Origin of the sequence: Thermobacillus sp. ZCTH02-B1 (assembly GCF_002159085.1) — a bacterium.
GTDB lineage: Bacteria > Bacillota > Bacilli > Paenibacillales > Paenibacillaceae > Thermobacillus.
In genome coordinates this window covers 96,332-115,464 of the sequence record NZ_LZRU01000030.1, presented here as the reverse complement: position 1 = coordinate 115,464, position 19,133 = coordinate 96,332, and the positions used below count along the sequence as shown (strand labels likewise).

Genomic DNA, 19,133 nt, shown 5'->3' with positions numbered 1-19,133 from the left:
TGCGGATCCCGCGCGGCATCAGTACACGAATCCGCCGAACAGGAAGCGGTATTCCCAGTGGGTGCCGGCGATCGGATCGATCCGGACGCCGCCGGATTTTTCCGAATAGGTATGCAGGATTTTGCCGTCGCCGAGGTAGATGCCGACGTGGGTGATGCGGGCGTTGGCCTTGTCGATGCCTGCGTAGTCCGATGCTTTGCTGCCCAGGTAGGACATGAAGAACATCAGGTCGCCGCGCTGGAGGCTCCGCCAGTCGTCGGTCGTCTTGCCGATGGCCTTCACGTAGGCGCCCTGGCTTCGCGAGTCGCCGGGCAGGCGCAGTCCGACGCCTTCCAGCCAGGCCTGGCGGACGAAATCCGAGCAGTCGAACGTGCTCGTGTCGTTCCGGTTCGAGCCGAACTCGTACGGCGTGCCGAGGTATTTCATGCCGGCGGCGATGGCGAGCTCCGCCGCGACGGCGCGGTCCAGATTCATCCAAGGCTCGACGTAGTTGGTCGAAATGTATTTGGCGCTTGTGCTGACGTAACCGTACACGCCGTTTGCGTCCTGCACGTAATACCAGTAATCGTTGTACCGTTTCACGACGGTCAGCTGTTCGCCCGGTTTCATGTACCGGATGCGCGAAGCGGACGTGCTCGGTCCCGTCCGGAACGAAACCGTGGCGACGATCACCGCGTTCGGCTCGGACTTGTAGATCGGTTCTTCGGGCCGGTCGATCAGGTCGGGGTCCGTCTCGTCGGGGTCCGCGGGATCGGCGGGCTCCCCCGGAACCGTCGGTACCGGAGGCTTGTCCGGTTCGGCGGGCACCGTGCCGGACGGCGGTGCGAACGACGTGCGGATGTATTTCGGGTTCGCGCTCGCATAGCCGATCACGTTGTTCCGGTCCGCGACGCGGTACCAATACGGGTTGACCTGTTCGAGAATCCAGACCGGTTCTCCCTTCTTCAGCATCCGGATGATGGCCGCGTCGGTGGACGGGCCGGTGCGCAGGTTGATGCCGTAGATCACTTCGCCGTTCGGTTCGGGCGCGGCGGCGGCGGAGCGGATTTCCACATATTTGTCCAGGGAGGATACATAACCGACCGTGCCGGCAGCATCCCGGACCTTCAGCCAGTACGCGTTCGTTCGTTCGATCAGCTCCAGCACTTCGCCCTTGCGGAGATAGCGGATCCGTTCGCCCGACGTGGATGGTTTGGTCCTGAAATTGACGGTAGCGATGACATGGACCTGTTCTACGGTGGATGGATACGCCGTGGCTGCAAGCGGCATCGGGAAGAGCGCGATGCAGGCGGCGAGCGCCGCAACCAGCAGGTTCTTCATGATGACGAACCTCCCGTCACACAGGGTGATGTTGCCGCGGCAAGACAATCTTACCATAGCTGAATTTCCGGTTAGCGTAGAAAAACTTTCCAAATACGTTTTGTAGCGCTCGGGAAATTGGGACGCTTTTCGCTGGATCTTGCGGGCGGCAGGTACCAGGATCGCATCCGGAACCGGCGGGAACCCGCGGCCGTTGGGACGGACGTAGCGGGGACGGCGGTCCGGACCAGCCCGCTTCACCGGAAGGCCCGCAAGAAAAATAATCCAAAAGTCACAGTCCGAATTCCGGCGCCGGCTGCGAGAGGGGGCGGATTCCCGCCGCATTTTGGAGCAAGGAACCGCTGGAAGAGGGGGGGTTTGATGTCATGCCCGGAGGAAACAGGATGACGGGAAGACTTCTGGGCCTGATGGTGATCGTCGGGCTTGTCGCCGGCTGCATGGACACGGGCGCGGGGAAGGTGCCCGAATCCCGGGAGCCGGCGGTCCGTGAAGCGGATGCCGGCGAACCGGAAGGCGGCGGACGACCGGCTCCGGAGAATGCTGCGGGCGACGACGCTGCGGCCGTCGGCGAAGTGACGTTCGACGGGAAGGACATCAAGGTCAACCAGGTTGGCTATCTGCCGGACGCGCCCAAAATCGCGGTGCTGGAAGGCCATGCGGACGCCGACCGATTCATGGTTGTCGACGCGGCGACGATGGCGGTCGTCCATGAAGGCGAGATCGGCCCGGCCCACCTCGACGTGCATTCGGGCGAACGGGTGCGGCATCTCGATTTCACCCCGCTCGCGGAGGAAGGCGAGTACGCCGTCGTCGTGCCGGGCGCCGGTTCGTCGCGGAAGTTCCGGATCGCGCGAAACGTCTATTACGCGCCTTTCTTCGACGCGCTGCGTTCCTATACGCTCGGGCGCTCCGGGCTCGCGATCGACGATCCGGTCACCGGGTTCCGGCACGCGGCCGGGCATACGCAGGATGCCGAGGCGAAGCTTGATATCGATCATCCCCACGCGCCGGCGGGCACCGTCGTCGACGTCAGCGGCGGATGGTACGACGCCGGCGATTACGGCAAGTACGTGCCGCCCGGCGCGGTGACGGCCGCGCAGCTGTTGCTCGCGTACGAACGCAGGCCGGAGAAGTTCGGCGTCGGGCAGCTCAAGTTTCCGCCCGGCTTCGAGTGCGACGTGCCGGGATTGCCGGACGTGCTGGCGGAGGTGAAGTACGAGCTCGACTGGCTGCTCAAGATGCAGCGGCCCGACGGCGCCGTCTACCACAAGGTGTCGGGGCTCACATGGCCCGGCATGATCCGGCCGGAAGAAGACACGCAGCCGAGGTACGTCTTCGGCATGACGACCTACGGCACCGGCATGTTCGCCGGGGCGATGGCGATGGCGGCGCGCGTCTACGAGCCGTTCGACGCCGGTTACGCCGCCCGGCTGCTCGGGGCGGCCGAGCGGGCGTTCGGATTCCTCGAGGCGAATCCCCGGCTCATCGTGCTGAAGAGCGAGCACCAGGACAACGGCTCGGGCGGCTACGACAAGAACGGCGACGAGGACGACCGGTTCTGGGCGGCGGCCGAGCTGCTGAAGACGACCGGCGATCCGAAATACGATGCGTATATTCGCGAGAAGCTGCCCCATCTGCTGCAACGTGACCCGATCATCATCGGCTGGGGTTCGACGATCGCGCTCGGGCAGTTCGCCTACGCCACGGCGGAAGCGGGCGATCCGGAGATCAAGGCGAAGATCGCGCAGAGACTGGTGAAGGCGGCGGACGACATCGTCGGGCGGATCGGCCGCGACGGCTACCGCTATTCGCTGACGTCCAACGAGTATTCATGGGCATCCGTGAAGAACGGGCTCGCGAAGGCGCAGCTCCTCCTGCTCGCGCACGAGCTGGAGCCGAAGGAGACGTACCTGCACGGCGCGCTCGACCAGCTCCACTATACGCTCGGGCGCAACGCCGTCGGCACGACGTACCTGACCGGATCGGGGACGGAGATGCCGGACCATCCGCACAACCGGTTGATCATCAGTACGGGCACGTACATCCCGGGACTGCTCGTCGGCGGGCCGAACAAATTCGGCGGCGATCCGCAGCTCGACAGGCTGCTCGAACGCGAATCGCCGCCGCCGGCGAAGGCCTATCTGGACGTGAGCGGATCGTGGGCGTCGAACGAATACGCGATCGACTACAACGCGCCGCTCGTGTTCGTCCTGACCTGGTTCGCGGAACCGTGATCCGAAAGGAAGGCGGCCGGCCGGTCCTTGGGCCCGTGCCGGCCGCTCTGCCGGTTGCAAGCGGTGAATCATGCCCCGGATTTGGATGCGGAACGATCGACAGGCTGCGTTCCCGCGTCAAGCGATTTCGCCCGCGGGCGGCGCGACGGACGTTCCCTCGACCGGCAAGGTGGCGAGCCGGACATGCTCGACCGGGCGGTCCGGCTGCTCCATCCGCAGGACGAGCTGCTCGAACGCGCGGGAGCCGACGCGCACCGCGTCGATCCGGACGGATTCCAGGCGCAGGCCGTCCGGCAGCGCGCCGGCATCCGGCTCCATCGCGTCGAAGCCGGCGACGGACACGTCGCGCGGGACCTCGAGGCCCATCCGGCCGAGCGCCTGGATCGTCCGGATCGCGACGACGTCGTTTGCGCAGACGAAGGCGGTGGGAAGATGCGGCATGGCTCCGAGCGCTTCGGCGACTTCCGCGCCGTCGAAGTAATGGCGCGGCCTCGGCGCCACGGCACAGCAAGCCGGGTCGACGGGGAGCCCCGCATCCGCCATCGCGAGCCGGAAGCCGTTCCACCGTTCCATGAACGACAGGCAGTCGCCGATGTCGCCGATGAAGCCGATGCGGCGATGGCCGAGCGCGATGAGCCGCGCGGTCAGATCGCGTACGCTTCGCTCGCTCTCCATCAGCACCGTGTCGAAGACGGCGTCCCCGGCCCGCGCCGCGCTGTCGTGGTCGATCAGCACGGCCGGAAGGCCGAGCCCGGCGACGGTGCGCGCGTAGGCGAGCCGCGTGATGCCGGCCATGATGACGCCGTCCACATGCGCCTCCGTGAGCGAGCGGGGCAGGGCGAGGGCGTCGAGATCTTCGGGCGTGACGAAATGCAGCACCATGTTCCAGCCCCGGCGCCGCGTCGATTCCTCGATGCCCTGCAGCACGTCCACCCAGTAGCCCTTGCTGCCGGAGCGGGCGAGGCTCGAGCGGACCAGGCAGGCGATCGTGCGCAGGCCCGCGTCCAAAGGGCCGGACGGATCCGTCCGGCCGGCGGACAGCCGGTAATGTTTGTAGCGGAGCCGGGCGGCCGCGTCCAGCACCCGCTGCCGCGTGGCGGGCGGAACGGACGGGTGCCCGTTCAGGGCCTTCGAGACGGTCGTTCGCGAGAGGCCCAGCATCCGGGCGATGTCGTTCGTGGTGGGTTTGCGTTTCATGAACGGGGATCACCTGCCTGGCGTTGCGCGATCGTTTTTTTGTCGACCGGAATGAGCGGTTTGTTCAATTTGTTAAAATTATAGCACGGCGGAAAAGTGAACTCCAAACATCATGGGATGGCGGCGGGTTCGGGTTAACAAATTGAACAAAAAATTAACGGATTCGCCTTTACTTTTTAACATCCCTCTGTATAATGGATGGAAACATCAGCAGTTGATGACATCCGGGAGGGCATCATGAACGCGGTACAGCGATTGATCGACGGCTGGCGGTTCCGGGGCGCGGGCGAACGGGAATGGATGCCGGCCGCCGTGCCGGGCTGCGTCCATACCGACCTGCTCGCGAACGGCAGGATTCCGGATCCGTTCGACGGGACGAACGAGCGCGATTTGCAGTGGATCGACAAGCAGGATTGGGAATATGAAACGACCTTCGACGTGTCCGGCGATCTGCTCGGCGAGTCCAGAATCGACCTCGTGTTCGACGGCCTCGACACCTATGCCGACGTGACGCTGAACGGCGAGCATGTGCTGTCCGCGGACAACATGTTCCGCGTGTGGCGCGTCGGGGTGAAGCGGCTGCTGAAGCCCGCCGGCAACCGGCTGCACATCCGCTTCCGCTCGCCGATCCGCGAGGATCTGCCGAAGCTGGAGAAGCTCGGCTATCCGTTACCGGCGGTGAACGACCAGTCGGAGAACGGCGGGCTCGGCGACAGGAAGGTGAGCGTCTTCGCGCGCAAGGCGCCGTACCATTACGGCTGGGACTGGGGTCCGCGGTTCGTGACGAGCGGCATCTGGCGCGAGGTGCGGCTCGAGGCGTGGTCCGGCGTGCGGATCGCCGATTTGTTCATCCGCCAACGGAGCGTGACGGAGGCCGAGGCACGGCTGACCGCCGTCGTGGAGGTCGAGGCGGAGGCCGCGTGGAGCGGCACGCTGCGGCTTGCGGCGGACGGCCGCGTCTGGGAGCGGGACGTGTCGCTGGAAGCCGGCGTCCGGACGGTCGAGCTCGATGCGGTCATCGAGCGGCCGAGGCTGTGGTGGTGCCGCGGGCTCGGGGAGCAGCATCTGTACACGTTCCGCGCCGAGCTTCTGGCTTCCGGCCGGGTGGCGGCGGCGCGTCAGGTCCGGACCGGCCTGCGCTCGATCCGCCTCGTGCGGAAGAAGGACGAATGGGGGACGTCGTTCCATTTTGAGCTGAACGGGGTGCCGGTGTTCGCGAAGGGCGCGAACCACATCCCGCTCGACAGCTTCGTCACGCGGGTGACGCGCGAGCGGTACGAACACGAGATCGCGTCCGCCGCGCAGTCGAACATGAACATGCTGCGCGTCTGGGGCGGCGGCATCTACGAGGACGATGCGTTCTACGACCTGTGCGACGAGTATGGCATCCTCGTCTGGCAGGATTTCATGTTCGCGTGCAGCCTGTATCCGGGCGACGAAGCGTTCCTCGAAAATGTGCGGATCGAGGCGGAGCAGAACGTGAAGCGCCTGCGCAACCATCCCTGCATCGCGCTCTGGTGCGGCAACAACGAGATCGACACCGCCTGGTCGCACTACATCGAGGACGCGGGCTGGGGCTGGAAGCAGCAGTATCCGCCCGAGCTGCGGGAGAAGTTGTGGGCGGATTACGAGAAGCTGTTCCACGAGCTGCTGCCGGAAGTCGTCGGCCGGCTCGCGCCGGAGGCGGACTACTGGCCGTCGTCGCCGATGCAGGGTCTCACGCGGGATGCGAACCAGCATGCCGGCAAGCGGACGACGTCCGGCGACATCCATTACTGGGGCGTCTGGCACGAGGTGGAGCCGTTCGAGTCGTATACGGTGAACCTCGGCCGGTTCATGAGCGAGTACGGCTTCCAGTCGTTCCCCGAGGAGCGCACGGTTCGCTCGTACGCGCGGGAGCACGAGTTGGAGCTGCTCTCGGACGTCATGCTCAGCCACCAGCGGCATCCGTCCGGCAACAGGCTGATCAAGCAGTACCAGACGATGTATCTGCCGGAGCCGAAGGACTTCGTCTCGTTCCTCTCCGTCAGCCAGGTGCTGCAGGGCGAGGCGATGAAGTTCGCGATCGAGGCGCACCGGCGGCGCAAGCCGTTCTGCATGGGATCGCTGTACTGGCAGCTGGACGACTGCTGGCCGGTCGCGTCGTGGTCGTCGATGGACTACTACGGCCGGTGGAAGGCGATCCAGTATTACGCGAAGCGGAGCATGAAGGACATCATCGTCTCGATCGACGGCACGAAGGAGGGCGTCGTGGACATCCACGTCGTGTCCGACGTGCTGCGGCCGATCGACGGTGTGCTGCGCATCGCGCTGTACGATTTTGACGGCAGGCTGCTGAAGGAGTCCGGCGCTCCGGCGAAGGTGGACGCGAACGCGGCGGCGGTCGTCTGGTCGGCCTCCGTATCCGGGCTGCTCGGCGAAGCGGACCCGCGGCGCACGGTGCTGAAGGCCGATCTGATCGAAGGGGGCCGGGTGCTCGACAGCAAGCTGCACTATTTCGTTCCGGCGAAGGAAATCCGGTTGTCGAAGGCGAACGTGACGGTCCGCGAAGTGCCGGGCTCGAACGGGACGGCCTTCACGCTCGAGACGGACACGCTCGCGAAGCAGGTCGCGCTGTTCGCCGAGGCGGAAGGCATTTTCACCGACAACTGGTTCGATCTGATTCCCGGCATTCCGGTCACGGTCGAGTTCCTCGGCCGCGGCGCCGGAGGACGGGCTTTCGCGCCCGCGCGGCCGGGAAGGTTGACCGTCCGCTCGTTCGCGGACTGGATCGGGTTGTAAAGCACGGACGAGTTGCCGCTCAGGGTCTTGCCGGGCGACCGGAGCTTGCCTTACACTGGATCCGAACCCGATGTGTGGAAAGGAGATGCCCGCATTGGCACAACAACCCTATGATCTTCCGTTGAGCGAGCTCGAGAAGTACAAGCCTTCCCTGACGCGGCAGCCCGACTTCGACGCGTTCTGGGAGCGGTCGCTGCGCGAGCTGGCCGGGACGCCGCTCAAGTACGAGCTTGCGCCGCGCGACTATCCGGCCCGGAAGGTGCGGCTGTACAAAATCGTCTATGCCGGTTTCCGCGGCGCGAACGTGCAAGGGTGGCTGGCGATGCCCGACGGCGACGGGCCGTTCCCGGGGCTCATGCTGTTCCACGGGTACAACTGGGCGATGGAGGGCCAAATCCACGAGGTCGTGAACTGGGCGTTGCACGGCTATGCGGCGATGCTCATGCTGTGCCGGGGCCAGCAGGGGGAAAGCGTGGACAACACCGTCTACAGCCACGGCGCCCACGCGGGATGGATGTCGAAGGGCATCCTGTCCGAGGACGAGTATTACTACCGCGGGGTGTACATGGACGCGGTCCGCGGGCTCGAGGTGCTGGCGTCGCTGGACAAGGTGGATCGCGCGCGCATCGGCGTGACCGGCGGCAGCCAGGGCGGCGCGCTGACGCTGGCCGCGGCGGCGCTGTCGGACATCCCGGTCGTCGCGGCGGCGGACCATCCGTATCTCGCGCATTTCGAGCGGGCGATCGACATCGCGCCGGCCGGACCGTATCACGAGCTGAACGAGTTCTTCCGCCGCAACGGCGATCCGGAGATCGAGACGCGGGCGAAGCGGACGCTGTCCTACTTCGACGTCATGAATCTGGCGCCGCGCATCCGGTGCCGGACCTGGGTGTCGATCGGCCTCGTCGACACGATCACGCCGCCGTCCACGGTGTTCGCGGCTTACAATCATCTGCAGTGCGACAAATCGATCGCGGTGTTCCGCTATTTCGGCCACGAGTACATCCCGCGCGCGCATGAAGAGAAGCTGCGGCTGCTCATGGAGACGCTGCGGCCGTGACGCCGGACATGCGCGGCCGTTCGGGAAGAAGCCTTCCGCCCCGTCGGGGCGGGGGCTTTTTTTCTTCGAACCGGACGGGCGGCATCCGGCACGGACCGGACGAGAACCGGACGGGCGGCATCCTTGCCCGGCACGCACCCGGGAGGAGCGCCTCCGACGCGTACTTCGTGACGGAACGGCTGCGCAACGAATCTGCCGGACCGCCTCTGACGATCCGGAACGGCTGCACAGCGAATCTGCCGGACCGCCCCTGACGATCCGTAAGCCTTCGCAACGATCGATCCGGTGCCGCCGCCGGTCCGACGCGGTCCGGGACGGGCCGAAATCCGCGTATTTTGTCTTATCCGGCATTTGACGCGGTACCGGGACGGGTCTAGACTGAAAATAATTATCATGGTCCCGGAAGGAGACGCAGCTTGTTTGAACACGGATGTTGATGCCCGGAGGATCGCCCGGACGAGCGCGACGGTCTATTCGATCCTGCTCGCGGTCAGCGCGATCCACATGCTGAACGATTCGATGCAGACCGTCGTAACGGCGCTGTTCCCCGTGCTGCGCGATTCCCTGTCGCTGACGCTGTCGCAGATCGGATGGATCAGTTTCACCCTCAACATGACATCGTCCGTCATGCAGCCCGTGGTCGGCCTGTATTCCGACCGGCGGCCGACTCCCGGCATGCTGCCGATCGGCATGGGAATGAGCCTGCTCGGCATCGCCGGGCTGGCGTTCGCGCCGAATTATTGGCTGCTGCTGCTGGCGACCGTCCTGATCGGGATCGGATCGGCGGTGTTCCATCCGGAGGGCTCGCGGGTCGTCTATTTCGCGGCGGGCGACCGGCGCAGCTTCGCCCAGTCGGTCTACCAGATGGGCGGGAACGCCGGTTCGATGCTGGCGCCGCTCATGACGATCGCAATTTTCATCCCGCTCGGCCAGCGCGGCGCGGCCTGGGGCATGCTGCTCGCGGGCGCCGCGATCGCGATCGGGTTGTACATCGTGCCCTGGTATCGGAAGCAGCTGGCCGCGCACGGCGCGCCGGTGAAGCGGAGGAGCAGGGCGGCGGAAGGCGCGGCTGCCGAAGCCCCGCGGGGGGACGGGCTCTCCCGCGGGATGGTCGCCTTCGCGCTGGCGCTGCTCGTGCTGATCGTGTTCGCACGGTCGTGGTACGCCGCGGGCATCAACAATTTTTATCCGTTCTATCTCGAAGACAAGTTCGGGGTGTCGAAACAGACCGCCCAGCTCGCGCTGTTCCTCTATCTGGGCGCCGGCGTGGCGGGCACGTTCTTCGGCGGCATCTGGGGCGACCGATACGGACGGAAGAACATGATCATCTTCTCGCTGCTCGGATCGGCGCCGTTCGCGCTGATGCTGCCGCATCTCGCGCTTGAGGCGATCTTCCCGGTCGTCACCGTGCTCGGCTTCATCATGATGTCGGGATTTTCGGTATGCGTCGTCTATGCGCAGGAACTCATGCCGCGGAACGTCGGCATGGCATCCGGGCTGATCGTCGGCCTTGCGTTCGGCATGGGGGCGCTGGGCGCCGTCGTGCTCGGCGAATGGATGAGCGCGATCGGAGAAAATCCGATCCCGGTCATCGACGCGATCAGCTGGCTGCCGTTGACCGGGCTGCTCGCGTTCCTGCTGCCGAAGGACCGGCGCCGGTAGGGCGGAAGCAGCCGGCGCCGCGGTGCCGGCGGCGCTTGCGGCGGTGACGGGTTCCGGGAAAACGGCCTGAATCAAGGGGCTCCGGGGGACGACGGCCCGCCCGCCGCCGGCGGTCCGGCATCCCCGGCGCATGCGCGTCAGGCCATGAGCTGTTCCCACTCCGCATACGCGCTCTCCAGCGCGGAACGCTTCTCGTCCAGCAGTTTTTGCTTCTCCTGCACGAGCATGTAGTCCATATAGACCGCCGGGTCCGCCAATTCGGCTTCGATGGCGGCGATCGCCGCCTCAAGCGACTCGATCTCCGCTTCGAGCTGCTCGATCCGCCGCTGGCGCTGGCGTTCCAGCCGCTTCGCCTGCTTCATGGCTTCGTAGGACATTTCACCCGAAGCGGTGCCGCCCGTGCGCGCCCCGGCATCGCGCGCTTCCGCGGCGCTTCCCGTCCCGCGGCCGTCGTCCCCCCGCGCCGTTCCGCCGCTTGCATCGCTCCGCGCAACGGTCTGTGCCATTCCGACGCCCGCTCCGTTCCGCGCCTCCGTCCGCGCCGCGCCGCCGTTCGCCCGGTCCCCCGGGTGCGGCGCCGGCTCCGGAGCAGCCCCGAGTTCCGCCAGTTCGCGCTTCTTCTCGAGCATGTCGTCGTAATTGCCCAGCCAGACCCGCACGCCGTCCGGCGTCAGCTCGAGGATCCGCTCGGCCATTTTGTTCAGAAAATAGCGGTCGTGCGAAATGAACAGCAGCGTGCCCTCGAATTCGGCAAGCGCCGTCTCGAGGGCTTCCCTGCTGTACAGATCCAGATGGTTCGTCGGTTCGTCCAGGATGAGCACGTTCGCCCGCTCGAGCATCAGCTTCGCGAGCGCCACCCGCGCCTTCTCGCCGCCGCTCAGCGACGCGATCTTCTTGAGCACGTCCTCGCCGCTGAACAGGAAATGGCCGAGCACGGTGCGGATGCGTACTTCCTCGAGATGCGGAAAGGCGTTCCACACCTCGTCGAGCACGGTGTTGTCGGGATGGAGATTCGCCTGTTCCTGGTCGTAGTAGCCGATCTTCACGTTGGCGCCGAACCGGATCATGCCGGTCTCCGGTTGAATCTTCCCGAGCAGCGCCTTGAGCAGCGTCGACTTGCCGATGCCGTTCGGGCCCGCGATGGCGACGGTCTCGCCGCGCTGAAGCCGGAACGAGACGTTCCGGAACAGCGGCCGGTCGCTCCCCTCGAACCGGACCGCCAGATCTTGCACCTCCAGCACGTCGACGCCGGTCTGCCGGTCGATCTCGAACGCGAACGAAGCCCGCTTCGCCTCGCCGGCCGGCCGTTCGACCCGTTCCATGCGCTCGAGCATCTTGCGCCGGCTTCTCGCCCGCTTCGACGTCGAGGCGCGGGCGATGTTGCGGCGGATGAAATCTTCCATCCGCGCGATTTCTTCCTGCTGCTGTTCGTAGGCCTTGAGCTGCGCTTCGTATTCGGCGGCCTTCTGTTCGATGTAGCGGCTGTAGTTGCCGGTATACCGCTTCGCCGCGTGCCGCTCGATTTCGATGATGCTTTCCGCCAGCGCATCGAGGAAATACCGGTCGTGGGACACGACGAGAATCGCGCCCGGATAGCCGCGCAGATAGTCTTCAAGCCAGGACAGCGTCTCGATGTCAAGATGGTTTGTCGGTTCGTCCAGGAGAAGCAGGTCCGGCTCCTGCAGCAGGAGCCGCGCCAGCGCGAGCCGCGTCTTCTGCCCGCCGCTCAGCGCGGCGACCGGCGTATCCGGCGGATACGCGCCGAAGCCCATTCCGTGCAGCACGCTGCGGATTCGATTGTCAATCCCGAATCCGCCCCGCTCGCGGAACCGGTCGGACAGCGCCGCGTACCGGGTCAGCAGTTCCTCGTACCGCCCCGGGTTCTCCATCTCCTTCGGATCGGCGATGCGGATTTCCAGTTCCCGCATTTCCCGCTCCATTTCCAGCACGTCGGCAAAAACGTCCCGCATCTCCTCCCAGATCGTCCGCTCCGAATGCAGACCGCCGTTCTGGGCCAGGTAGCCGATCCGGATGCCCTTGCGCCGGTTCACCGTTCCGGCGTCCGGAACCAGCTCGCCGGCGATGATCGCGAGCAGCGTCGACTTGCCCGCGCCGTTCACGCCGACCATGCCGATCCGCTCGCGCTCGTTCACATGAAACGAAATGTTGTTCAGCACCGGTTCTGCGCCGTAGCGCTTCGAAATACCCGAAAGTTGAAGCAGCATGTCGATCCTCCGCAGCCTTCTCCCGCAACGGCGGTTCTCGTGCGCCGCCGCCTGCGGCGCGCGGCCACACTGAACAGTGTACATGATTCCGGCGCCGAGCGGAACCTCGGGGAGAGGCGCGGAACGGAGCGCCAACCGGCACTATTTATCTTCGTCGTGCAGCGTCAGCAGGTAATGGATGAGCGCGTCCTGTTCCCGCCGCGTGAAGCCCGTCGACTCATCGACCCAATATTCGTGGCCCACGCCTTCCACGTTGGCTTCCCGCAGACCGCGGTCGGCATGGTTCGCCTCGACGACTTTCCGGCGCAGCTCCTGGTCGACGAGCGCGCGCAGGCTCTCGACCGGGTCGGGGAGGACGCCGGCTCCGAACGTACCGGGGATGCCGTATTGTCCCGGCTCCGGTCCCGCCGCGACGCCGCCGTCGTGCAGGTACGGCGCCGACCAGTACAGTCCGTACAGGCTCGGCGTCTTGTAACCGCCCGGCGAATCGCCGCGCGCGAAGGCCAGCCGGATCTGGTCTTCGCTCATGCCGTTCAGCGACATGCGGTGCAGCTTCGGCTTCGCCGGCAGCGGCACGGGCGTGTCGTAATCGTACATGAGCGGCGGACCCCAGAACGCTTCCGTTTTCTTGAACGACTTCGCGCGGGACGGATTCGTGCCGATGACGGCCGCCGAGACGATCCGGTTGTTCGTGAGATACGGGCCGGCGTGGCAGGAGACGCAGCCCGCCCGGCGGAACACCCGCTCGCCTTCCGCCGCCATCGCGGCGTTCCGCTTGAGGCCGGAGCGGGGCGGCTTCAACGTATTCTGGTAGGCGGATATCGCCAGCGTGTGCCGGTTGACCGGATGGCCGGGCACGGAGGAGAGCACGCCGGACACCGAGACGAACGACGCGCGCGGATGGACGGGCGTCGGCACCGACCGGATGATGCCCGGCGAGTCCGGCGTCGGGTCCACGGCCGCGAACTGTTCGCTCGGCTTGCTCCCCTTCTCCGGATCGTACCGGTATTTGGGCGATGCGGCCCGCTGCAGCAGGATGCCCATGTAGACTTCCCGGTCGAGCCCGAACAGCGTTTCGCTCAGGCCGACCTGCGCCAGCGCGTCCATGTTCTGCGCGTTCGGGACGCCCGAGAACGTCATCAGCCCCTTGAACGGGCCGGCGAAGGCCGTGCCGTTCCAGTTGTACGGATGATCGCCGAGCGTGAACGAGTCGGGAATCTGGACCGGATTGTTCACCATGTCAATCGAGGTGTCGATGGATCCCGGAGGCCATTTCATGAGCTCCTCGTCGACCAGCCGCTCCAGCTCGTCCGGATCGGGCAGCGGCGTGCGCTTGCCTTCGCCGTCCGTCACCCAGCTCTTCGCCTCTTCCTTGAAACGCATCAGCCCCTCGATCTGTTCCTTCGTCACCCCGGTATGCGTGAAAAAAGCCGCCGAATTCTCCGCCAGCGCGAGCATGAACCCGACGTTCAGGTCACGGTTCGGCGGGCCCTCGACGACCTTGCCGCTCGCCGGATCGTAGACGGCGTGGCAGGCGATGCAGCCGACGCCGACGCGGATTTTGCCTTTGTCCATCGTGATTTTCAAGCCGAGCGGCACCACCGATCCCTTCGCGACATCGAGGCCGGTATCGATGAGGTCGCCCTTGCGGATCTTCCGGCCGCCGACGACGGCGTCCTTCTCCGCCTTCACTTTCAGGTTGGTCGTGCCTTCCCCCCTCAGCGCGGCAGCCGCCTTCAAAATGCCGCGGACGGTCAGCGGACCGTCCAGCAGCCCCATGATGTCCATGAGAAAAAGTTCGTTGCCGAACGTCTCGCCGTAAAACGCGCGCCGTCCGAGTTTCAGCGTCTCCGGGTCCGTCCGCTCCGGACCGTCCGCGGACTCCGCCGCGCGTACCGCCGGTTCTCCGTTCGGGTTCAGGAGGTGCTCCCGGTCCGGTATATAGACGTATGTCGGATGCGCGTACAATGCGAGCACGGTCAAGGCGACGCCGGCGGCCAGCACCAGCAAGCCGGCCTTGCGCCCGATGTTCCTCCGCTTGTTGTTGTTCCGGGCCATGCTGTGTACCCCACCTCCGCGATCCGGCCGGGGGCCGGGTCGACTGTCATGGAATATCACGGATAGTATCGCGCCGTCCGGCGCCTTTCATGCGCGCGGCGCCATTGGCGAATTGCGCGGCGGAATGGTAAACTGATGACAGATTATTCACGCATTATTCATACATCAAGGCGGGAAAGGCGGATTCGATCGTGGCAAGCGGCAGCCGGCATGCCGGCAAGGCGGCGCTGCGGCGGAAGATGGCCGCGCTTCGCGACGGGATTCCGGAGCCTTCCCGGCGGCTCATGTCCGAAAGGGCGTGCGCCCACGCCGCCAGGTGGCTGCGGGAGAAGGGGACGGATGTCTTCCTCGCCTACGCCCCGTTCCGTTCGGAGCTGGACACGCGGCCGCTGCTCGAGTGGGGCCTGCGCGAGGGGCTGGCCGTCCTGCTGCCCGTCTGCTCCGTGCCGGACCGGTCGCTCGTCCTGTTCCGGGTGCGGAGCCTTGACGAATTGCGGTCGGGAGCGTACGGCCTGCCGGAACCGGACCCTGCGCGCGCGGAGCGCTGGGAGGATCTTGCGGCCGTCGGCGCCGTCTTCGTCCCGGGGCTCGCCTTTGCGCCGGACGGGAGCCGGCTCGGCTACGGCGGCGGCTATTACGACCGGTTCGCGGAGCGCATGCGCGCGGCGGGAGGCGCGGCCCCCTGGATGGGCCTGGCCTTCGGGCTCCAGATCGTGCCCGTGCTGCCCGTCGAACCGCACGACGCCCGGGTCGACGGCTATGTGACGGAAGAAGGCGTGCATTTCGTGCGGGAGCCGGGTTGACGGCTGCGGCCCCGGGTTCATGCCGTGCAGGCGGCGGGGAGGCGGAACGGATGGCGGACAAGGGATTCTCGCATTTCAACGACCAGGGGCGGGCGCGCATGGTGGATGTGACGGGCAAGGACGCGACGGAGCGGACGGCGGTGGCCGAGACGACCGTCACGATGCGCCCGGAGACGCTCGCGGCGATCCGCAGCGGACGGGTCGGCAAGGGCGACGTGCTGGCCGTCGCGCAGGTGGCGGGCATCATGGCGGCGAAGCGGACGAGCGAATGGATTCCGCTGTGCCACCCGCTGCCGCTTGCCGGCATAGACATCCGGTTCAGCGACAACGGCGTCGATCGTCTGCACATCGAAGCGACCGTGAAGACGGTCGGCAGGACCGGCGTGGAGATGGAGGCGCTCACCGCCGTGTCGGCGGCGGCGCTGACCGTCTACGACATGTGCAAGGCGCTGCAGAGGGACATGGAGATCGGCCCGACACGCCTCGTCCGCAAGACGGGCGGCACGAGCGGCGACTACGAGCGGACGGAGGAACGGGCTTGAGCTTCCGCGGGCCGAAGGAATTGCGCGGCGACGGAGGACGCGGCCGGCTTGCGGGCCGTGGTCCGATCCGAGAGATAGAGAACGCCGAAGGCTGATTTTTCGTCTCATTCGCATGACGGAGGCGTCTTGCGGAGGCGGGGCACCGCCCGTCATGCCTTGGGAGGGGAAACGGATGCGTTGGAGAGTTGCGATTCTGACGGCGAGCGACAGGGGGGCCGCGGGAGAGCGGGAGGACACGAGCGCCCAGGTGATCCGCGAACTGATGGAAGAAGAAATCGGCGCCGAGATCGTCGAATACCGCATCGTGCCGGACGACCAGGACGAGATTACGGCGGCGCTGATCGAGATCACCGAGTATTACCGTCCGGACCTGATCCTGACGACGGGCGGGACGGGGCTCGGCCCCCGCGACGTCACGCCGGAGGCGACCGAGCGCGTCATCGAGCGCAGGGTTCCGGGCATTCCGGAGGCGATGCGGGCCGGCGCGATGGCGAGAACCCGCGCCGCGATGCTCTCGCGCGGCATCGCCGGCATCCGCGGCCGCACGCTGATCATCAATCTGCCGGGCAGTCCGAAGGGCGTGCAGGAGAGCCTGATGGCGATCATGGACCAACTGCCGCACGCGCTGGCGGTCCTCACCGGACGGCAGACGGAACACGGCTGAAGCGGGGGCGGAACATGAAGACGACGAGGCTGCGCGAGGTGCCGGTCGAAGAAGCCGTCGGGCTCCGGCTGGCCCACGACCTGACGCAGATCATCCCCGGACAGTTCAAGGGACGGCTGTTCCGCAAGGGGCATGTGATCACCGAAGAGGACATTCCGAAGCTGCTGGACATCGGCAAGGCGCACATTTATGTGCTGGAGCTCGGCGAGGGCGACCTGCACGAGGATGACGCCGCGCTTCGCCTGGCCCGGGCGCTCGCCGGCGACGATGTCGCGTTCGGCGAGCCGGCCGAAGGCAAGGTGACGCTGAAGGCGCAGCGGATCGGCCTTGCCGCCGTCGACGAGGCGTTCGTGCGCAGCGTGAACGAGATCGGCGACATCGCGCTCGCGACGGTCCGGAAGGATGCCCTGCTACGGCCCGGTGAGAGCATCGCGGCGGTGCGCGCGATTCCGCTCGTCATCGAGGAGCGGAAGATCGCGGCGGCCGAGGCCCTGGCCGCGGAATGGCGCGCGCGGCACGGCGGCGGACCGCTGTCCGTGCGGCCGCTCCGTTCCGTCCGCGCCGGGCTGCTCGTCACCGGCAGCGAAGTGTACAGCGGCCGCATCCGGGACAGGTTCGGCCCGGTCGTCCGCGCCAAGCTGGAGGCGCTCGGTTCGGAGGTCGCCGAGCAGCGCTTCGCGCCGGACGATCGTCAACAAATTGTCACGGAGATTCACTATTTGCTGGAACAAGGGTATGATATGATATTGGTGACCGGAGGCATGTCCGTCGACCCGGACGACCGGACGCCCGGGGCGATCCGGGAAGCCGGCGCGGACATCGTCAGCTACGGGACGCCGATGCTTCCGGGTTCCATGCTGCTTGTCGGCTATCTGGGCGACGTCCCGATCCTGGGACTCCCCGGCTGCGTCATGCACGATCCGTACACGTCGTTCGACGTCCTGTTGCCGCGCATCCTCGCGGGGGATCGCATCACGCGGGATACAATCGCCGGCATGGGCTACGGAGGATTGTACCACGGATAGAACGGCCGCCGGGCGATGGCGCCGGAACGGAGACGAACATCGAGCCCGATCCCGCGGGAAGCGGATGGGCGCGGCTCGTAAGGAGGGAACGTGAAACCTATGAGCAGTATCGGTGTGCCGGGGCTCATCCTGCTCGTCATCATCGCGCTGCTGCTGTTCGGTCCGAGCAAGCTGCCGGAGCTCGGCAGGGCGTTCGGCCGGACGCTGCGCGAGTTCAGGATGGGCGCGCGGGAGATCGTGGAGGATATCGACCGTGACGAAGGGAAGAACCGCCCTCCGGACAATCAGGATGCGGACAAGAAGCGGCTTCCGGAATGACCGGAATCGCTTTTTTTGTGGCGGAAGGGACGGTATCGGCGTTCGGGGAGCGGGCGATGACGGCCTGCATGGTCCACCGTTGCCGGTTCGGGAGGGGCATGAAGGCGCGATAACGGTCCGCGGGACCGTAAAGCGCGCATGAAGCGGGCCCGGCGCTGCCCGGGGAGGCGAAATAACGGTCCGTGGGACCGTAATGGCCCGTTCGGGAAGGGCGGCAAGGTGCGATAACGGTCCGCGGGACCGTTAACCATGCTGGAAGCGGGCCCGGTGCCGCCCGGGGAGGCGAAATAACGGTCCGTGGGACCGTAATCGCCCGTTCGGGAGGGGCGGCAAGGTGCGATAACGGTCCGCGGGACCGTTAACCATGCTGGAAGCGGGCCCGGTGCCGCCCGATTGCATCATCGCGTGCGGAAGGAGGAGGACGTGCTTTGTCGGATCGCGACATCCGGCCGGCGGACCGGTCCGGCGACGGATCGGACGGCGAGAAACAGATGCATCTGTTCGAGCATATCGCCGAGCTTCGGAGCAGACTGATCCGGGTGCTGGCCGTGCTGGTTGCCGGACTGGTCCTCGGGCTGTTTGCGGCCGATCCGGTGTTCAACTATCTGATGAGCATCGAGCCGGCCAGCAGGCTGACCGACCTGCACGCGTTCTCGCTGTGGGACGGCATCGGGATGTACATGAAAATCGCCTTCGTGGTCGCGCTGCTGATCACCATCCCGTTCGCGTTCTATCAGATCTGGGCGTTCGTCAGTCCCGGCCTCAGGCCCCGCGAGCGGAGAGCGGCGCTGGGCTACGTGCCGCTCGCGTTCGCGATGCTGGCGGCCGGGCTTGCGTTTTCCTGGTTCGTCATTTTCCCGCTCGCGTTCGAATTCACCACGTCGGTCTCGCGCCGCCTCGGCCTCGTGGAGACGTATGGGATCGTGCAATATTTCTCGTTCATGTTCAACATCATCGTGCCGATCTCGCTGCTCTTCGAGCTGCCGATTCTCATCATGTTCCTGACGCGGATCGGCATCCTGAATCCGTCGCGGCTGCGCCGGATGCGCCGGTACGCCTGGTTCGGGCTCATCTTCGTCGGCGTCCTCGTCACGCCGCCGGACTTCATCTCGGACCTGCTCGTCGCGCTGCCGCTCATCCTGCTGTACGAGTTCAGCGTCTTCATGGCGGAGGCCGTCCACCGCAGGATGCGGCGCCGGCAGGAAATCCAGCGGCCGGACGAGGGCTGATTTTTTTGCAAATTC

General features: G+C 66.2%; 14 protein-coding genes. 10 read left to right on the top strand and 4 right to left on the bottom strand.

Annotated features, from left to right (window positions below; all coding sequences use genetic code 11):
* Positions 1-18: 18 nt before the first annotated feature.
* The gene (locus tag A9Z00_RS12400; protein ID WP_296977855.1) at positions 19-1,320 is read right to left on the bottom strand and encodes a C40 family peptidase; all 1,302 of its coding nucleotides are present in this window, start codon (positions 1,318-1,320) and stop codon (positions 19-21) included.
* 383 nt (positions 1,321-1,703) lie between these two features.
* On the opposite strand from A9Z00_RS12400, the gene A9Z00_RS12395 reads away from it, so the two are divergent.
* Positions 1,704-3,554, top strand: coding sequence for a glycoside hydrolase family 9 protein (locus A9Z00_RS12395; protein WP_296977852.1), 1,851 nt, complete (start codon positions 1,704-1,706; stop codon positions 3,552-3,554).
* 117 nt (positions 3,555-3,671) lie between these two features.
* Here the strand turns inward: A9Z00_RS12395 and A9Z00_RS12390 are convergent, their stop codons facing one another.
* Positions 3,672-4,751 (bottom strand): LacI family DNA-binding transcriptional regulator, encoded by a 1,080-nt coding sequence (locus A9Z00_RS12390; RefSeq protein WP_296977849.1) that lies wholly within the window; start codon positions 4,749-4,751, stop codon positions 3,672-3,674.
* A 237-nt stretch (positions 4,752-4,988) separates the two neighbouring features.
* Here A9Z00_RS12390 and A9Z00_RS12385 point away from each other — a divergent pair, with 237 nt between their 5' ends.
* The 3 genes from A9Z00_RS12385 to A9Z00_RS12375 all read left to right on the top strand — a co-directional run bounded on the left by A9Z00_RS12385 (position 4,989) and on the right by A9Z00_RS12375 (position 10,254).
* Positions 4,989-7,532: a beta-mannosidase gene (locus A9Z00_RS12385; RefSeq protein WP_296977847.1), complete on the top strand. Its 2,544-nt coding sequence runs from the start codon at positions 4,989-4,991 to the stop codon at positions 7,530-7,532.
* A 94-nt stretch (positions 7,533-7,626) separates the two neighbouring features.
* Positions 7,627-8,592, top strand: a complete 966-nt coding sequence (locus A9Z00_RS12380; protein WP_296977845.1) for an acetylxylan esterase — start codon at positions 7,627-7,629, stop codon at positions 8,590-8,592.
* 420 nt (positions 8,593-9,012) lie between these two features.
* Complete coding sequence (locus tag A9Z00_RS12375; RefSeq protein WP_296977842.1) at positions 9,013-10,254, top strand: MFS transporter; 1,242 nt, start codon at positions 9,013-9,015, stop codon at positions 10,252-10,254.
* A gap of 137 nt (positions 10,255-10,391) precedes the next feature.
* On the opposite strand, the gene A9Z00_RS12370 is transcribed toward A9Z00_RS12375, so the two are convergent.
* Positions 10,392-12,479 (bottom strand): ABC-F family ATP-binding cassette domain-containing protein, encoded by a 2,088-nt coding sequence (locus tag A9Z00_RS12370; protein WP_296977838.1) that lies wholly within the window; start codon positions 12,477-12,479, stop codon positions 10,392-10,394.
* A gap of 141 nt (positions 12,480-12,620) precedes the next feature.
* Positions 12,621-14,537, bottom strand: a complete 1,917-nt coding sequence (locus A9Z00_RS12365) for an electron transport protein (RefSeq protein ID WP_296977835.1) — start codon at positions 14,535-14,537, stop codon at positions 12,621-12,623.
* 191 nt (positions 14,538-14,728) lie between these two features.
* On the opposite strand from A9Z00_RS12365, the gene A9Z00_RS12360 reads away from it, so the two are divergent.
* The 6 genes from A9Z00_RS12360 to tatC all read left to right on the top strand — a co-directional run bounded on the left by A9Z00_RS12360 (position 14,729) and on the right by tatC (position 19,118).
* On the top strand, positions 14,729-15,340 hold the full coding sequence (locus A9Z00_RS12360) for a 5-formyltetrahydrofolate cyclo-ligase (RefSeq protein WP_296977833.1): 612 nt from the start codon (positions 14,729-14,731) through the stop codon (positions 15,338-15,340).
* 50 nt (positions 15,341-15,390) lie between these two features.
* Positions 15,391-15,882: a cyclic pyranopterin monophosphate synthase MoaC gene (gene moaC, locus A9Z00_RS12355; protein WP_296977828.1), complete on the top strand. Its 492-nt coding sequence runs from the start codon at positions 15,391-15,393 to the stop codon at positions 15,880-15,882.
* 172 nt (positions 15,883-16,054) lie between these two features.
* Positions 16,055-16,546, top strand: coding sequence for a MogA/MoaB family molybdenum cofactor biosynthesis protein (locus tag A9Z00_RS12350; RefSeq protein WP_296977825.1), 492 nt, complete (start codon positions 16,055-16,057; stop codon positions 16,544-16,546).
* A 14-nt stretch (positions 16,547-16,560) separates the two neighbouring features.
* Entirely contained in the window at positions 16,561-17,571 is a 1,011-nt protein-coding gene (locus A9Z00_RS12345; protein WP_296977822.1) for a molybdopterin-binding protein, read from the top strand.
* A 99-nt stretch (positions 17,572-17,670) separates the two neighbouring features.
* Complete coding sequence (gene tatA / locus A9Z00_RS12340) at positions 17,671-17,889, top strand: twin-arginine translocase TatA/TatE family subunit (RefSeq protein WP_296977820.1); 219 nt, start codon at positions 17,671-17,673, stop codon at positions 17,887-17,889.
* A gap of 491 nt (positions 17,890-18,380) precedes the next feature.
* Positions 18,381-19,118 carry a twin-arginine translocase subunit TatC gene (gene tatC / locus A9Z00_RS12335; RefSeq protein WP_296978034.1) on the top strand — a complete coding sequence of 246 codons (738 nt, stop codon included), beginning with the start codon at positions 18,381-18,383 and terminating at the stop codon, positions 19,116-19,118.
* Positions 19,119-19,133: the final 15 nt, after the last annotated feature.

Excerpts from the sequence above, each read along its gene's own strand:
- A9Z00_RS12365 (WP_296977835.1), bottom strand. The coding sequence starts at position 14,537 with ATGGCCCGGAACAACAACAAGCGGAGGAACATCGGGCGCAAGGCCGGC.
- tatA (WP_296977820.1), top strand. The coding sequence starts at position 17,671 with ATGAGCAGTATCGGTGTGCCGGGGCTCATCCTGCTCGTCATCATCGCG.
- A9Z00_RS12395 (WP_296977852.1), top strand. The coding sequence starts at position 1,704 with ATGACGGGAAGACTTCTGGGCCTGATGGTGATCGTCGGGCTTGTCGCC.
- A9Z00_RS12350 (WP_296977825.1), top strand. The coding sequence starts at position 16,055 with ATGCGTTGGAGAGTTGCGATTCTGACGGCGAGCGACAGGGGGGCCGCG.
- A9Z00_RS12390 (WP_296977849.1), bottom strand. The coding sequence starts at position 4,751 with ATGAAACGCAAACCCACCACGAACGACATCGCCCGGATGCTGGGCCTC.
- A9Z00_RS12345 (WP_296977822.1), top strand. The coding sequence starts at position 16,561 with ATGAAGACGACGAGGCTGCGCGAGGTGCCGGTCGAAGAAGCCGTCGGG.
- A9Z00_RS12400 (WP_296977855.1), bottom strand. The coding sequence starts at position 1,320 with ATGAAGAACCTGCTGGTTGCGGCGCTCGCCGCCTGCATCGCGCTCTTC.
- A9Z00_RS12370 (WP_296977838.1), bottom strand. The coding sequence starts at position 12,479 with ATGCTGCTTCAACTTTCGGGTATTTCGAAGCGCTACGGCGCAGAACCG.
- tatC (WP_296978034.1), top strand. The coding sequence starts at position 18,381 with ATGCATCTGTTCGAGCATATCGCCGAGCTTCGGAGCAGACTGATCCGG.
- A9Z00_RS12385 (WP_296977847.1), top strand. The coding sequence starts at position 4,989 with ATGAACGCGGTACAGCGATTGATCGACGGCTGGCGGTTCCGGGGCGCG.
- moaC (WP_296977828.1), top strand. The coding sequence starts at position 15,391 with ATGGCGGACAAGGGATTCTCGCATTTCAACGACCAGGGGCGGGCGCGC.